The following is a 15,251-nucleotide window of genomic DNA, read 5'->3' as shown; positions in this document are numbered from 1 at the left end:
CACAGAGCCGGTTCTTCTGCAGCCATTTTTCCTTCAAATCATGCGGTACTGTTTTCAGGCGCGGGCTGATTGGCCTAAGCAATAGATAAGTGGAGCACTATGGGCAAGTCACTGGTCATCGTCGAGTCGCCAGCTAAAGCGAAGACGATTAATAAATATCTCGGCAACGATTTCATCGTAAAGTCGAGCGTGGGTCATATTCGTGACCTGCCGACCAGCGGCTCGGGCAAGGCAGCTTCCGACCCCAAGGAGCGCGCTCGCCAAGCCGCGGCAACACGTAAAATGTCGGCGGAAGAGAAGGCAGAGTACAAAAAGCGCAAGAGCCAGGATCAGCTGATTCGGCGTATGGGTATTGACCCGAATAATGGCTGGGAAGCGCACTATGAAGTGCTGCCCGGCAAAGAGAAGGTGGTGGCCGAGTTAAAGAAACTCGCTGAAAAGGCCGATGCTGTTTATCTGGCAACGGATTTGGACCGCGAGGGGGAAGCCATCGCCTGGCACCTTCGCGAGACTATTGGCGGCGACGATAGCCGCTACAAGCGCGTGGTGTTTAACGAAATCACCAAAAATGCCATTCAGGACGCGTTTAAAGCGCCTGGCGCGCTGAATATTCCCCGTGTTGAAGCCCAGCAGGCACGTCGGTTTCTGGACCGTGTGGTGGGCTTCATGCTTTCACCGCTGCTGTGGGCCAAGATTGCCCGCGGGCTTTCCGCCGGGCGTGTCCAATCCGTGGCCGTGCGTCTTATCGTTGAGCGCGAGCGGGATATCCGGGCCTTTATTCCTGAAGAGTTCTGGGATGTGCATGCAGACCTGGTATCGCCAGAGGGTGAGCTGGTGCGTTTTGCACTAGCTAGGCATGATGGCAAGGCGTATCGGCCCACGTCTGAAAAAGAAACCATGGCAAGTATTGAAGCGTTGCGCAAAGCTCCGCTTTCGATCACTTCACGAGAAGATAAGCCCACCAGCTCCAAGCCGACGGCGCCTTTTATTACCTCGACCCTGCAGCAAGCGGCCAGCGGCCGCCTGGGCTTTTCGGTCAAGAAGACCATGACTATGGCCCAGCGCCTATATGAGGCTGGCTACATTACCTATATGCGTACCGATTCGACCAATCTCTCCAAGGATGCCGTGGGAAGCGTTCGGGAGTTTATTGGTAATGAGTACGGCGAACGCTATCTGCCGGAGGCGCCTAATCGCTATAGCAGCAAAGAGAGTGCTCAGGAGGCCCACGAAGCCATCCGCCCCTCAAGCGTTGAACGTAAGGCGTCCGATCTGGCCGGTATGGAACGTGATGCCGAGCGGCTGTATGAATTGATCTGGCGCCAGTTCGTGGCCTGCCAGATGACCCCGGCAGAGTATCTGTCGAGCACGTTGAGTGTCGAAGTGGATGGCTACGACTTGCGGGCAAAAGGGCGTGTGCTGAAGTTTGACGGCTATACCCGCGTAATGAAGCCCAGCGGTAAAAATGAAGATCAAAGCCTGCCGGACTTGCCCAAAGGCACACGTATGACGCTGGAAGCGTTAGACCCCCAGCAGCACTTTACCAAGCCCCCAGCGCGTTATACTGAGGCAAGCCTGGTCAAGGAGCTTGAAAAACAGGGAATTGGTCGACCCTCCACTTACGCTTCGATCATCTCCACGATCCAAGATCGGGGCTATGTGAAGCTGGAAAACCGTCGCTTCTACGCTGAGAAGCTGGGCGATATCGTCACCGAACGATTGAAAGAGTCGTTCCCGGATTTAATGGACTTCTCCTTCACCGCGCGCATGGAAGATAGTCTGGATGAAGTAGCCGAGGGCGAGCGTAACTGGCAGGCGTTGCTGGATGCTTTCTATAGTGAGTTTCGCGATGAGCTTGCCAAGGCGGAAAGTGAAGACGGCATGCGCCCCAATCAGCCGGTTCCCACTGATATTGATTGCCCCTCCTGTGGGCGAAAGATGCAGATTCGAACCGCCTCCACGGGAGTATTCTTGGGTTGCAGTGGTTATAACCTGCCGCCAAAGGAGCGTTGCAAGACAACCATTGACCTGATTCCCGGCGAAGAAGCCGTGGCAGCGGATGCCGGTGAAGAGGCAGAAACCAATGCGCTGCGCGCCAAGCGCCGCTGTGCCAAGTGTGGTACAGCGATGGATAACTACTTGATTGATGAAACCCGCAAACTACATATCTGCGGTAATAGTCCTGATTGCGATGGTTATGAAATCGAGCAGGGCAAGTTCAAGATCAAGGGTTACGACGGCCCGGTTATCGAATGCGATAAATGCGGCTCGGAAATGCAGCTCAAGTCGGGGCGGTTTGGTAAATATTTTGGGTGTACCAACAGCGAGTGTAAGAACACACGTAAATTGTTGAAAAGCGGCGAGGTGGCGCCGCCGAAAATGGATCCGATCTCCATGCCGGAGCTTGCCTGCCAGAAGGTGGATGACCATTACGTATTGCGCGACGGCGCAAGTGGGCTGTTTCTGGCAGCAAGTAAATTCCCCAAGAATCGCGAAACGCGCCCGCCGCTGGTGAAGGAACTCAAGGCTCATGCCGCTGAGCTGCCTGAGAAGTACCATTTTATTCTTGAAGCACCCAGTGAAGACCCCGATGGCCGACCTGCACAGGTTCGTTACTCGCGTAAGAATAAAGAACAGTACGTGATGACCGATGAAGAGGGCAAGGCTACCGGCTGGAAGGCCACCTATGAGGCTGGCAGATGGCACGTGGAGGATAAGCGTAAATGAGCCCGCGTTCACGCACTAACCAGCTGCTTTATCAAGCTGAACTCTTGTTGAACATGCCGGTCGGTGAGGATGAACATGCACTGGCTCGCCAAATGGCGCTCGAAGAGAGCGCCCTGGCGCTCTTCGAGCTGGCCTTGGTCTCGCTGTTACGCGAAGTGACTGAGCATGCAAGGCTTGAAAGCCACGCCTGGCGTGAGCTATTGGCAAATGATGGGCCTCAGTTGGCTGAATTACAGCGCCTGCGCGACGTGATGCATGAGCCAGAAAGCTGGCTTGGCTGGTTGGTTAACAAGCTTGGGCAGCTGCACAGTAGCGAGGGAGCCGCGAGACGCACGCCTGCCAATCCGGTAATGATTGCTGTGGGCAGTCAAGCAGATCCGGCTGCACAGCTGCTGGCTTGCCTTGAGGCCGCCAAGCGCGAGATAGCATCGCTTAGGGAAACCAGTCTGGAGTGGTAGCGCCCCCTCAACGGTTCAAATGAACTACCCTGAACTTCCAACATCAAAGGTTTGCATTATTTTCATAATGGCCCTACTTGGTAATTGGTAAAGCAGAGAGGAGACAAGGATGCGTTATAACAAGGTCAAGGATCTCATTGAATGGGCAGAAGGCTTTCACAGGCGAATGGCCCAGCAGTACAGCGAAGCGGCAGACAAGACGGATAACGAGCGCCTGCAAATGGCGCTAACCTACCTGGCAAGCCAGGAACTTCAGATGCAGAAAGGCCTTAATGGGCTGTTCCACGATGGCACTGATCATAAGGAAGTGCTGGAAACGTGGTTTGACGAGTCCAGCGATTTCCCCGAGCCGCCTGAGCTTGATCAAATGGCCGAGAAATCAGTTGAGGGATCGGTGAATGAGATCACCCAAGCTGCGGTTGAAACGCATACAAGGTTACAGAAGTTCTATGAGCATCGTGCCTTGCGGTCGAGAATTGAGCCTGAGGCCACATTTTTTAATTCTCTAGCAGAAGGGCATGAGGCCCAAGCGCGCAAGCTGGTTACCAGCATGCAAGAGTTTGAAGATATCTAGTGCTGCGTTGAACGGCGTTTGATTGACATGATTTTGTCGTAAAAAGTTGTGTTGTATCGCTGACAGGCGTGGTGGTTATAGGGTATAAAAGCCCCCGGAAATGCTTAGTTGGTCAGCGGCTAGCTGGCCTGTTTTGAGAGGCTGATTAATGCCATTAAACCGCCGCCGTTTTTTAGCGCTAGCCCTAGGCTGGCCAGCTGTGGCTAGCGCTGCTGCATCAAATGTGTCGCTTAACACCGAACCTGCGGACCTGGTGGAAACGCTGTTATCGCGGGCGCATATTCCCCGTTATAGCAGTGAGTTATGGCTGATGATTGATGACAGCCAGTCAACGCTAAGCATATATCGTGGCGATACGCTGATTGAGCACTACGGGCCCATTTCATTGGGCCGGTCGGGTGCCAAGACTCAGCGAGTCAGGGGTGACAACGTAACACCGCTAGGCGAATTTCGGATTAATCGATTTAATTACGAAAGTCGGTGGCATATATTCCTTGGTATCGATTATCCTACGCCGATTCATGCAAGAATGGCGTTAGCGAGAGGCATCTACTCGCAAGACGATTACGAAGCCTACTTCGATTACTACCGTCGTTATGGTCATCCACCGCAAGATACCGCGTTGGGTGGGGCAATTGGAATTCATGGCATCGGAAGCGCAGATCCTGACATTCATGGTCGCTACCACTGGACTCAAGGGTGCGTGGCAGTGACAAATGAACAAATTGAGCGAGTTGCAGAGCTCGTTGATGTTGGCACTCGCGTTGTTATCCGCTAGTCTTATGTTGTTGAAGGAAGTACGAGGTTTTGTACAAGTGGCTATAGACAAGCGCTGTGGTCTATTATAAAACAGCGTTTGACTAGCGTGCATATGCACAAGTCAGTGTATGGAACCTGTATCGCAGGTAGACAAAATCGAGTTAAGCACTTAGCCTGACTTTGTCATACCATTAACGTTGTATCCAAGGAAGACTCAAGGAGAACATTATGACTCTGAAGACTACTCTGAAAATGACCGCCGCTGCCGCTTCTCTGGCAATTCTGGCTGGCTGTGCTTCTACCGGCGCTCTGGAAGAAGTTCGCATGACTGCTGAATCTGCACAGGCTGATGCCGCAGAAGCACGCAGCATGGCTTCTCAAGCTCTGAACACTGCAAACCAAGCTCAGCGCGATGCGCAAGCTGCCCTGCAAATGTCTGAGCAAGGTCGCGAAGAAATGAACCGTCAGTTCCAGCGCTCCATGCAGAAGTAATTCTGCTTGGACCACTGGGCAGTAGTTTTGTCCGGCGGTTTGCTGAAGATGTAAAAAACCCCGCTTCGGCGGGGTTTTTGTTGTTACGCTAAACGCTTGTTCAGGCGTCTTCTTCTGCTGGTTGAGTCCGGCTGAGCTCAACTTCCTCAAAAAGGCCGTTAAGTGTGGCGGGTTCTTCTTCAATTTCAGGCGCAGGCGCTTGCGGGCCATACAGTGCCACAAAGCGCCCATCAGGCGACTCCACGGCGCGTTTTACCTGCTCGTAATCGACTTCTACCTGATCTTCGATAAGCGCGTCCACGCGTTCAATGGCGTTAATCAGGGGCTCGAAGTCACCCTTGTTCTCTTCAAGCTGCGGGTACGACTGAACAAATAAAGTGCCGTCTGCGGCCCAGCCTGCTTTGAAGGGCGCATCCATAAGATTGACCTGGGTGCCGCTGGGCAGGCGCTCGTACAGCGATTTGATATCTTCCGGATACATGCGGATGCAGCCCCGGCTGACACGCATGCCTACGCCGTCAGGGCGGTTGGTGCCATGAATCAGGTAGCTTGGCATGGCCAGAAGTATCGCATGTTCACCCAGGGGGTTGTCTGGGCCGGGCGGTACTACGGCGGGTGCCGGGTCGCCGCGCTCTGCCGCTTCTCGGCGCATGGAGGCAGGCGGTGCCCATGCAGGGTCTTTGACCTTGATGGTGGTGCGCGTGATACCTACCGGCGTTGCGAACTCTTCACGGCCAACACTCACTGGGTAGGTCTCGACGATTCCGGGCTTGTCAGCAGGATAGTAATACAAACGAAGTTCGGAAAGATTGACCACAATGCCTTCGCGTGGGGCGGGCGGTAAAATGTACTGGGCTGGAATAACCACTTCCGTACCTTCACCGGGCACCCATATGCTGACATCCGGGTTGGCCATGCGTATTTCTTCATAGCCAATATTGTGGCGACGCGCGATGTCGATCAGGGTGTCTTCAGGGTTGTCGACCGTAACGGTGTAGTACTCACCAATGATGTCACCCTGTTCAGGCAACTGGAAATGACCGCGAGGAAGCTCGCGCTGAGCCTGATTGGTGACTTGTGCTGCGCTTTCTAGTGCTTCGCTGGCAATCGCTGAGGCGTTTTCTGCTTGCTCGGGTGTTGCTTGCGCATATACAGGGCTAGTGAGGGAGGCTGCCAGTAAAACTGCTAGGCTAGTAGGTCCCCAAAGATTGAATTTTTGACGAGTATTCATGGTCGTTCCTAATAAGTTAGTGCACTGCTAGTACGCGTAAACGGGCAAACATAGGTTGCTTGCTACCAGTTTGCCCCAAGGTTCACGCTGCCGCTACTTTTTGATTAAGGGTACTTAAAAGCGACTCCACCTGTTCTAAACGCTGGTCATGGGTTTCCATGTTAAATTCAAATCGCAGAGTATCTGAACCGTCTAGACGATAGTGCTGCGGCGAAGTTTGAATCAGTGTTACCAGGGTTAATGGATCAATCTTCGTTGTGCCGTCAAACAAAATTCTGCCGCGGCTTTCACCGGCCTCAATTCGGCTAATTCCTAACTGCTCGGCGCGCTGGCGTAGCCGGGTTTGGCGTATCAGGTTCTTGAGTGGCTGCGGAAGTAGGCCAAAGCGGTCAATCAATTCAACCTGTAATTCTTTCAGTTCATTGTCGCTTTGCGTATTGGCAATGCGCTTATACATTACAAGACGCTGCTGTACATCATGAATATAGTCGTCTGGGATCAGCGCGGGTAAGTTTAGGCTGATTTCCACGCCGGTATTGAAGGGCGCGTCGATATTGGGCGTCTTGCCTGCGCGAATGGCCTTAACGGCTCTGTCCAGCATTTCCATATATAAAGAGTAGCCGATAGTCTCCATCTGACCGCTCTGCTCATCGCCCAATAGCTCGCCCGCTCCACGAATTTCCATATCGTGGCTTGCCAGCGTAAAGCCCGCGCCAAGGTCGTCAGAGGCGCTAATGGCTTCAAGACGTTTGACTGCGTCACGGGTCATGGCCTTGGGTGGCGGTGTCAAAAGATAGGCGTACGCCTGGTGGTGGCTGCGTCCCACGCGCCCGCGCAGCTGGTGAAGCTGGGCCAGGCCAAACTTGTCGGCGCGTTCAATTAAGATGGTATTGGCGCTGGGTACATCAATACCGGTTTCAATAATCGTTGAGCAGACCAGAACGTTGAAGCGACGATGGTAGAAATCCGACATCACTCGCTCAAGGCTGCGCTCAGGCAACTGCCCGTGGGCAACGGCGACCCGGGCTTCCGGCACTAGTTCGCGGATCTGTTCAGCGGCATTTTCGATGGTCTTGACTTCGTTATGCAGAAAATAGACCTGGCCGCCACGAAGTATTTCGCGCAGCAGCGCTTCCTTGATAATGCTGTTGTCGCGCTGCTGTACAAAGGTTTTGACCGAGAGGCGCCGGGCAGGCGGTGTGGCGATAATCGAAAGGTCGCGAATGCCGCTCATCGCCATATTGAGCGTTCGCGGTATGGGCGTGGCGGTAAGGGTTAAAATATCGACTTCAGCGCGAAGTGTTTTGAGCTTTTCCTTCTGGGCAACGCCAAAACGGTGCTCTTCATCGATAATTAGAAGCCCCATCTTGGGTAGCTCAACGCTTTTAGAAAGCAATTTATGGGTGCCGATGACAATATCAGTTTGACCATTTTTAATGCTTTCAAGCGTTTGAGTCATTTCCTTGCCCGCCGTAAAGCGGGAGATCAGACGGATATTCACCGCTGTGTCGGCAAAGCGGTCACGGAAGTTTTCAAAATGCTGGCGGGCAAGCAAGGTGGTGGGTACCAGCACCACGACCTGACGGCCTGATTGTACCGCCAGAAAGGCAGCGCGCATGGCGACTTCCGTTTTACCAAACCCGACATCGCCGCACACTACGCGATCCATGGGTTGGGGAGAAATCATGTCGTCAATGACGGCTTCAATGGCCGCCTGTTGGTCGGGCGTTTCCTCAAACGGAAAGCTGGCAGCAAAACGCACGTACTCATCACCGGGGGATTCATAGACAACCCCTTGCTGGGCTTCACGCCGGGCGTAAACATCCAGTAGCTCGGCGGCTGTATCTCGGATTTTCTCAGCTGCTTTGCGGCGGGCTTTTTCCCATTGATCCGAACCCAGCTTATGCAGCGGCGCCAGTTCGTCATCTGCACCGCTATAACGGGAAATCAGATGAAGGCTATCCACCGGGACATAAAGTTTGGCTCCATCTGCATAGGAGAGGGCGAGAAACTCATTGGCCTGACCGCCGGCAGACAGCGTCTCAAGTCCCAGGTAGCGGCCGACACCATGGGCCTGGTGAACCACCGGGGCGCCTTCGCGCAGCTCAGAAAGATGGCGAACCGCCAGCTCGTTATCATCAGTGGCCTTTTCCCGTCGGCGGCTCTGGCGTACCACCTCACCAAACAGCTCCGTTTCACTGATGACCGCGATATGTGGATGTGTGAGCCACAGGCCACTATCAACCAGGCTTTCGGTAATCGCGTAGCGGTGCTGACTGGTTAGAAAGGTGTGAAAGCTTTCCACATGGGGTAGCGCGAGGGCCAGCGGGGCAAGTATCTCTTCAAGCGCCTCCCGGCGGCCCCGGGACTCAGCCACAAACAGTATTCGAAGCTCAGGCTGATTCTTTAAGAAATTGCGTAATTCGCCCAGTGGTTGTTTTGCGCGAGCGTTTATCGCCAGGGGAGGGAGTGCCTTGGCCTCTGGTGTCAGGGCGTGACGCTGCTCTTCATTTTCGGTCAGCTCGATGCGTGGGCGAGCCTTAATGGCCGAGAACACCTCGCTTACCGGAAAGAACGCCCGGTGAGGAGGCAGCAGCGGCCGAGTGGGGTCAACGCCCAGGTTGATATAACGCGACTCGATGGAGTGCCAGTGCTGCTCGGCAGCTTCGAAAACGCCAGGCAGAAGGGCCACACGGGTATCGTCGGTAACGTGGTCGAATAGTGAGGCGGTTTCATCAAAAAATAGCGGTAGATAGTGCTCAAGACCAGGCGAAGGAATCGCTTTCAGCGCGTCGTTATACAGCGGGCATTGGCGCGGATCGACATCAAATAGGGTTTCAAATTGCTCGCGAAAGCACGCAATGGCGCTGCGACTGAGCGAATACTCATGAGCGGGAAGTAGCTCAATGGCACCTACCTTCTCAGTCGAGCGCTGGCTGCCGGGGTCGAAGTGGCGCAGCGTATCAATCTCATCGTCGAACAAATCGATGCGGATCGGCTCATCCATACCCATGGCAAAAAGATCGATGAGGGCGCCGCGCATGGCGTACTCGCCAGGCTCATAAACCGTCTCTACCGCGCGATACCCGGCGCGCGTCAGTGATTCTCTAAACGTTTCACGGTTGAGCTTGGCGCCCTCCTTTAAGGTCATTACGCGCCCTGCGATATAGGACACGGGGGGTAGACGCTGCATTAGTGTATTGATAGGCACCAGTACGATGCCGCGCACGCCGTCTTGAAGCAGGCGCAGCGTGCGCAGGCGCGCCGAAACGATGTCCTGGTGTGGCGAAAAGCTGTCGTAAGGCAGCGTTTCCCAGTCGGGAAAGGGAAGCACCGGCACGTCGCTATAGAAGGTCAGGTCTTGCTCTAGGCGCTGGGCGCTGGCCGTATTGGGGGTGATCACTAAAAGGGGAGCGTTTGTCGCTACCTGAGCGAGCGCCAATGCAGACGCACTGCCCGGCGGCGCTGTCCAGTAAAGCGTATCGCGAGTCCCTTGTGGCTGGGGCGGTTCGAGCAGAGAAAATGATGGCATAGTCAGGTATCGTTTTGCGCTGAAACGGAATAAGGATCATACACGATGACTACTTTCAGTCAGAGGGCTAACCCGTGGCAGTTTAAGGTAGAGTCTATTTTGAGTTTGTAGTCAAATGCCATTTTCTGTAATACCCCTACATGGCGTGCGACTATCCATTCATTGCGGCCCGGCAGCAAGGCCGGGATAATGCATTTACATCCTGGTTACTACTTGGGTTGATGATTTTCTAGTTTTGGTTGCTTAACCCATATTTTCGTAACTTTGTATTTCATAACCCTATCTTTCATAACCGTATGAGGCCGCACGTGAGTCAGCAAGCTCTCGAGAACGTTTTTCAGGAATGGCAAAACAATCAAGCCCTGGCCGAACAGATGATCCCGCTGGTGGGTCGCCTCTATCGTCAGAACAACGTTGTGGCCACCATGTTTGGGCGCTCGCTGATCAATCAGTCGGTTATCCGGATTCTGAAGGATCATCGGTTTGTACGTAAGATCGAAGGTACAGAGCTTTCGGTTGAGGACACGTTCCCCATCATTGAAACCATGAGCGCGCTTAACCTGGGGCCTGCCCATGTGGATGTAGGTAAGCTCGCGGTTATGTTCAAAAAGCAGGGGGGTAGTGACCTCAACGCCTTCCTGCGTAACGAATTGAAGGATATCATCGACGGCTATCAGCCGGGAGCCAGCAAAGGCGAGCCGCAAGATGTCGTGCTTTACGGTTTTGGCCGTATTGGTCGCTTGCTGGCACGTGTGCTGGTTGAAAAAGCCGGTGGCGGGAACTTGTTACGTCTTCGTGCCATCGTGGTGCGTGGGCGTGGCGATGTGGCCAAGGATCTTGAGAAGCGTGCCAGCCTTTTGCGTCGGGACTCCGTGCATGGGCCTTTTGAGGGCACTATTGCCGTTGATGCCGAAGCGCGTACGCTGACTGTTAACGGCAATGTTGTTCAGGTGATCTACGCTGACTCGCCTAGCGAAATCGACTACACCGCCTATGACATTGATAACGCTGTAATCGTTGATAACACCGGGATCTGGCGTGACGAGGCTGGCCTTGGCCAGCATCTGGAGTGCAAGGGCGCGGCCAAGGCACTATTAACCGCGCCGGGTAAAGGCGATATCAAAAATATCGTTTACGGTGTTAACCACACGACCATTGGCGAAAATGACCGTATTGTGTCGGCTGCTTCTTGTACCACTAACGCCATCGTGCCCGTGCTCAAAGTGCTAAATGATGAGTATGGCGTCGCGACTGGGCACGTGGAAACGGTTCACGCTTACACCAACGACCAGAATCTGATTGATAACTATCACAAAGGTGACCGTCGGGGTCGTAGCGCGGCACTCAACATGGTATTGACCGAAACGGGTGCGGCCAAGGCAGCGGCAAAAGCGCTACCTGAACTGGAAGGCAAGCTAACCGGCAATGCGATTCGCGTGCCAACGCCGAATGTTTCCATGGCCATTTTGAACCTGACGCTGGATAAGCCAACGGATGCCGATGCGTTGAATAATTATCTGCGCCGCATGTCCATTGATTCGTCTTATCAAAAGCAGATTGATTATGTGGATTCTGCCGAAGTGGTTTCATCGGACTTCGTTGGCAATCGCCATGCCGGCATCGTGGATGCGAAAGCAACCATTGCCAACGACAACCATGCAGTTGTATATGTATGGTACGACAATGAGTTTGGTTATAGCTGTCAGGTAATTCGCATCCTGCAGCAGATGTCGAACGTGCAGTTTTTGAAGCTGCCGCACCACGCATAATGCCTCTACTTCGGTGAATTGCCGATCAAACGGCTTTTCCATTGAGCCGCATTTTTCTGACGCCACCTTCGGGTGGCGTTTTTAATTGTAAAATCAATTGCAATTGATAGGTGTATAACACTTTTTGAGAGCATCAGGGATGTGGTCATTGGCCGCGCTTATCTTTATAATGCGGTAGCTTTTTCGGGGTGGTTCAAGCGGTGCTTGGGCCTGACTGGTAACGATCTGACAGAAAATAAGAATTCACTGGGCAGAAAATAAGCATTCGAACCCCTTACCTTCGTATATCCGATCCATCAACTGGGCGAGACTATGATCGAAGTCAAAAAAGGCCTGGATCTCCCCATCACGGGAGCGCCCGAGCAGCGTATTGAAGATGCGCAGCCTGTGCGTTACGTGGCAATCCTGGGTACTGACTATGTTGGCATGAAGCCAACCATGGAAGTTCAGGAAGGGGATAAGGTCAAACTGGGCCAACTGCTTTTTACCGACAAGAAAGTTGAGGGTGTGCGTTTTACGGCACCTGCGAGCGGTGAAGTAGTCGCAATAAACCGTGGCGAAAAGCGTCGCCTACTCTCTGTGGTCATTAAAGTCGACGAAAATGAAGAAGCGATGACATTCGCCTCTCACGAGCGTTCTACTTTAGCGCAACTTGACCGTCAGTTAGTCGTCGACCAACTGGTTGAGTCAGGATTATGGACAGCGTTACGCACGCGTCCTTTCTCACGCACGCCAGCCATCGACAGTGTTCCTGCTGATATTTTTGTAACGGCTGTGGATACCCATCCGCTAAGTGCTGATCCTGCGGTTATCATCAACGAAGATACCCAGGCGTTTGAAGACGGCCTCAAGGTGCTAACCCGCCTGACCGAGGGCAACGTTTTCCTGTGCACGGGTACTGATGGCAATATCCCTGGCGGGGATGTTGAGGGTGTGAAAGCTGAGAGCTTTGCTGGCCCGCATCCAGCTGGCCTGGTAGGCACGCATATTCACTACCTTTCGCCAGTGGCGCTGCATAAAAGAGTCTGGCACATCGGTTATCAGGATGTAATGGCGCTCGGCAAGCTGTTCACCGAAGGAAAGCTGAGCACTGAACGTGTGATTGCCATTGGTGGTCCGCGTGCTGAGAAACCTCGCCTCGTGCGTACCCGCATGGGCGCCAGTACCGAGGAACTACTGGCAGGCGAAGTCATCAAACCCGACGACACTCGCGTGATTTCCGGTTCTGTGTTCTCTGGCTTTACAGCTGAGGGAAATCTGACCTACCTGGGGCGCTTCAGCAACCAGATCAGCTTGCTTGAAGAGGGCAACAAGCGCGCTTTAATGGGCTGGCTGTCGCTAGGTGCAGATCGCCATTCGGTTCTGGGTATTTATCTTTCCCGCATTAAAGGCCTGCGTAACTACGCGCCGACTACTTCTACTAATGGTTCCGAGCGAGCCATGGTGCCGGTAGGTTCGTACGAGACCGTCATGCCATTGGATATCATGCCGACTCAGCTGCTGCGTTCGTTGATCGTGGGCGACATTGAAGTTGCCATGCAACTCGGGTGTCTTGAGCTAGACGAAGAGGATCTGGCGCTGTGTACCTATGTTTGCCCAGGCAAATATGAGTACGGCCCCATCCTGCGTGACAACCTCACCATGATCGAGAAAGAGGCCTGATGATGGGTATTCGACAAACACTCGATAGTCTCGAGCCGCATTTCCATAAAGGCGGGAAATATGAAAAGTTCTATCCGCTTTATGAAGCGGTAGATACGATCTTCTATTCCCCGCCCAGCGTTGCTAAAACCACGGCTCACGTGCGTGATGGTATCGACCTGAAGCGCATCATGATCACCGTTTGGTTGTGCACCTTTCCGGCCATGTTCTTCGGTATGTGGAACGCAGGCTGGCAGGCAAACGTGGCAATCGATGCAGGCTATGCCTCTATGGGGGGCTGGCGCGAAGCTATCTTGATGACCTTGGCAGGCGGGCACGACGCTGGCAGCTTATGGTCTAACTTTTTACTGGGCGCCACATACTTCCTTCCTATCTACTTGGTAACCTTTGCCATTGGTGGTTTCTGGGAAGTACTGTTTGCTATTAAGCGTGGCCATGAAGTTAACGAAGGCTTCTTCGTGACCTCGGTGCTGTATGCGCTGATTCTTCCAGCGACCATTCCGCTTTGGCAGGTAGCCCTCGGTATCACCTTTGGTGTCGTGATTGGTAAGGAAATTTTTGGCGGCACAGGCAAAAACTTCCTTAACCCGGCGCTTACCGGTCGTGCTTTCCTCTACTTTGCTTATCCGGCGCAAATTTCCGGCGATGCAATCTGGGTAGCGGCTGATGGCTATACCGGTGCTACGGCGCTTTCAATAGCATTTCAGGATGGTATGGACACACTGACCAATACCTTTAGCTGGTGGGACGCCTTCCTTGGCTTTGTTCCAGGCTCAGTGGGTGAGGTGTCAACGCTTGCGATCATGATTGGAGCGCTGGTGCTGCTTTATACACGGATTGCCTCATGGCGAATCATGCTGGGTGTATTCCTTGGTATGGTCGCGACCAGCACGTTGTTCAATCTGATTGGTTCAGACACTAACGCCATGTTCGACATGCCATGGTACTGGCACTTCGTGATTGGTGGCTTTGCATTCGGTATGGTCTTCATGGCAACCGATCCGGTCTCTGCTTCCATGACCAACCAGGGACGCTTGATTTTTGGCGTGCTGATTGGTGTGTTGACGGTGCTGATTCGGGTAGTCAACCCGGCTTTCCCGGAAGGCATTATGCTGGCAATTCTGTTTGCCAACCTGTTTGCACCGCTGATTGACCACTTCTTCGTCCAGGCCAACATCAAGCGCCGCGTAAAGCGTACTGGCGTACCGGCCGAGGAGACTGCCTAATGGCACAAGGTAATAACTCCATCAAGAAGATTCTGATTGTGGCGTTTTCGTTGTGTATCGTGTGCTCGGTTATCGTTTCGACGGCCGCCGTGGCATTGCGTCCTGCACAGCAGCTCAATCAGGAATTAGACCGCAAAACCAACATCCTTAACGTGGCGCGCCTATATGAGCCGGGTATGGATGTGGAAGAAGCTTTTCGGGAGCAAATCACCGCGCGTGTCGTCGAGCTTGAAACGGGCGAGTACACCGATGAGTTTGATCCTGAAACGTTCGATGGCTTCGAAGCCGCACGTGATCCGGCAACGGGCCGTACGCTGTCTGGCGACCGTGATATTGCAGGCCTCTCGCGCGTTGAAAACTACGCGACCGTTTACCTCGTAGGTGAAGAAGAAGACCCCGACCAGATCGTTCTGCCCATTCGTGGCCAGGGCCTTTGGGGCCGTATGATGGGCTTCTTGTCGGTTGAAGGTGACGGTAATACGATCGTAAGTATCACTTACTACGATCATAGCGAAACGCCGGGCTTGGGTGCTGAGGTTAATAATCCGCGCTGGCAGGCTCAGTGGGAAGGTAAAGAGATTTACGATGAAGAGGGCGACCTCTCACCGGCAATCCACCTGACCAAAGGCGGCGCTAGCAACGAAAATGAAGTAGACGCGTTATCCGGCGCTACGCTCACCAGTAATGGTGTCACCAACATGCTGCAGTTCTGGCTGAGCGAAGAAGGTTTTGGTCCGTACCTTGCGAAATTCCGCAGCGGTACTGAGCCGGAAGACGCCGAAAACACCGATACTGACTTCGAAGACGGTGAGGGGGCTTAA

11 protein-coding genes are annotated in these 15,251 nt (G+C 53.6%); 9 read left to right on the top strand and 2 right to left on the bottom strand.

The genetic code is table 11. The features are described 5' to 3' along the window. Positions 1–99 precede the first annotated feature (99 nt). The 5 genes from topA to ELY38_RS12815 all read left to right on the top strand — a co-directional run bounded on the left by topA (position 100) and on the right by ELY38_RS12815 (position 5,010). Entirely contained in the window at positions 100–2,727 is a 2,628-nt protein-coding gene (gene topA, locus ELY38_RS12835; protein WP_127062676.1) for a type I DNA topoisomerase, read from the top strand. Continuing rightward, complete coding sequence (locus tag ELY38_RS12830) at positions 2,724–3,185, top strand: DUF6586 family protein (protein ID WP_127062675.1); 462 nt, start codon at positions 2,724–2,726, stop codon at positions 3,183–3,185. Before topA ends, ELY38_RS12830 begins: the two co-directional genes overlap by 4 nt. A gap of 109 nt (positions 3,186–3,294) precedes the next feature. After that, a complete protein-coding gene (locus tag ELY38_RS12825; protein WP_127062674.1) occupies positions 3,295–3,759 on the top strand; it encodes a 2-hydroxyacyl-CoA dehydratase in 465 nt (154 codons plus the stop codon). Between the two features lie 148 nt (positions 3,760–3,907). Beyond that, a complete protein-coding gene (locus tag ELY38_RS12820) occupies positions 3,908–4,537 on the top strand; it encodes a L,D-transpeptidase family protein (protein ID WP_127062673.1) in 630 nt (209 codons plus the stop codon). Between the two features lie 209 nt (positions 4,538–4,746). Continuing rightward, positions 4,747–5,010: an Lpp/OprI family alanine-zipper lipoprotein gene (locus tag ELY38_RS12815; RefSeq protein ID WP_127062672.1), complete on the top strand. Its 264-nt coding sequence runs from the start codon at positions 4,747–4,749 to the stop codon at positions 5,008–5,010. A gap of 100 nt (positions 5,011–5,110) precedes the next feature. Here ELY38_RS12815 and ELY38_RS12810 read toward each other — a convergent pair whose 3' ends face one another. Further along, the gene (locus tag ELY38_RS12810; protein ID WP_127062671.1) at positions 5,111–6,241 is read right to left on the bottom strand and encodes a L,D-transpeptidase family protein; all 1,131 of its coding nucleotides are present in this window, start codon (positions 6,239–6,241) and stop codon (positions 5,111–5,113) included. Between the two features lie 82 nt (positions 6,242–6,323). Then, entirely contained in the window at positions 6,324–9,773 is a 3,450-nt protein-coding gene (mfd, locus tag ELY38_RS12805; RefSeq protein WP_127062670.1) for a transcription-repair coupling factor, read from the bottom strand. A 308-nt stretch (positions 9,774–10,081) separates the two neighbouring features. Between mfd and ELY38_RS12800 the strand changes: the two genes are divergently transcribed. The 4 genes from ELY38_RS12800 to ELY38_RS12785 all read left to right on the top strand — a co-directional run bounded on the left by ELY38_RS12800 (position 10,082) and on the right by ELY38_RS12785 (position 15,251). After that, positions 10,082–11,542 (top strand): glyceraldehyde-3-phosphate dehydrogenase, encoded by a 1,461-nt coding sequence (locus tag ELY38_RS12800; protein WP_127062669.1) that lies wholly within the window; start codon positions 10,082–10,084, stop codon positions 11,540–11,542. A gap of 312 nt (positions 11,543–11,854) precedes the next feature. Further along, the gene (locus ELY38_RS12795; protein ID WP_127062668.1) at positions 11,855–13,204 is read left to right on the top strand and encodes a Na(+)-translocating NADH-quinone reductase subunit A; all 1,350 of its coding nucleotides are present in this window, start codon (positions 11,855–11,857) and stop codon (positions 13,202–13,204) included. Next, positions 13,204–14,430 (top strand): NADH:ubiquinone reductase (Na(+)-transporting) subunit B, encoded by a 1,227-nt coding sequence (locus ELY38_RS12790; protein ID WP_127062667.1) that lies wholly within the window; start codon positions 13,204–13,206, stop codon positions 14,428–14,430. The genes ELY38_RS12795 and ELY38_RS12790 overlap by 1 nt, the downstream gene beginning before the upstream one ends. Further along, complete coding sequence (locus tag ELY38_RS12785; RefSeq protein ID WP_127062666.1) at positions 14,430–15,251, top strand: Na(+)-translocating NADH-quinone reductase subunit C; 822 nt, start codon at positions 14,430–14,432, stop codon at positions 15,249–15,251. Before ELY38_RS12790 ends, ELY38_RS12785 begins: the two co-directional genes overlap by 1 nt.

The sequence above is a fragment of the Vreelandella nanhaiensis genome, assembly GCF_003990185.1.
Taxonomy (GTDB): domain Bacteria; phylum Pseudomonadota; class Gammaproteobacteria; order Pseudomonadales; family Halomonadaceae; genus Vreelandella; species Vreelandella nanhaiensis.
Note: the sequence above shows the minus strand (reverse complement) of the source record. Positions and strands in the feature narration are given on the sequence as shown.

Coding starts and splice junctions, on each gene's coding strand:
- topA (WP_127062676.1), top strand. CDS start 100: ATGGGCAAGTCACTGGTCATCGTCGAGTCGCCAGCTAAAGCGAAGACG.
- ELY38_RS12830 (WP_127062675.1), top strand. CDS start 2,724: ATGAGCCCGCGTTCACGCACTAACCAGCTGCTTTATCAAGCTGAACTC.
- ELY38_RS12825 (WP_127062674.1), top strand. CDS start 3,295: ATGCGTTATAACAAGGTCAAGGATCTCATTGAATGGGCAGAAGGCTTT.
- ELY38_RS12820 (WP_127062673.1), top strand. CDS start 3,908: ATGCCATTAAACCGCCGCCGTTTTTTAGCGCTAGCCCTAGGCTGGCCA.
- ELY38_RS12815 (WP_127062672.1), top strand. CDS start 4,747: ATGACTCTGAAGACTACTCTGAAAATGACCGCCGCTGCCGCTTCTCTG.
- ELY38_RS12810 (WP_127062671.1), bottom strand. CDS start 6,241: ATGAATACTCGTCAAAAATTCAATCTTTGGGGACCTACTAGCCTAGCA.
- mfd (WP_127062670.1), bottom strand. CDS start 9,773: ATGCCATCATTTTCTCTGCTCGAACCGCCCCAGCCACAAGGGACTCGC.
- ELY38_RS12795 (WP_127062668.1), top strand. CDS start 11,855: ATGATCGAAGTCAAAAAAGGCCTGGATCTCCCCATCACGGGAGCGCCC.
- ELY38_RS12790 (WP_127062667.1), top strand. CDS start 13,204: ATGATGGGTATTCGACAAACACTCGATAGTCTCGAGCCGCATTTCCAT.
- ELY38_RS12785 (WP_127062666.1), top strand. CDS start 14,430: ATGGCACAAGGTAATAACTCCATCAAGAAGATTCTGATTGTGGCGTTT.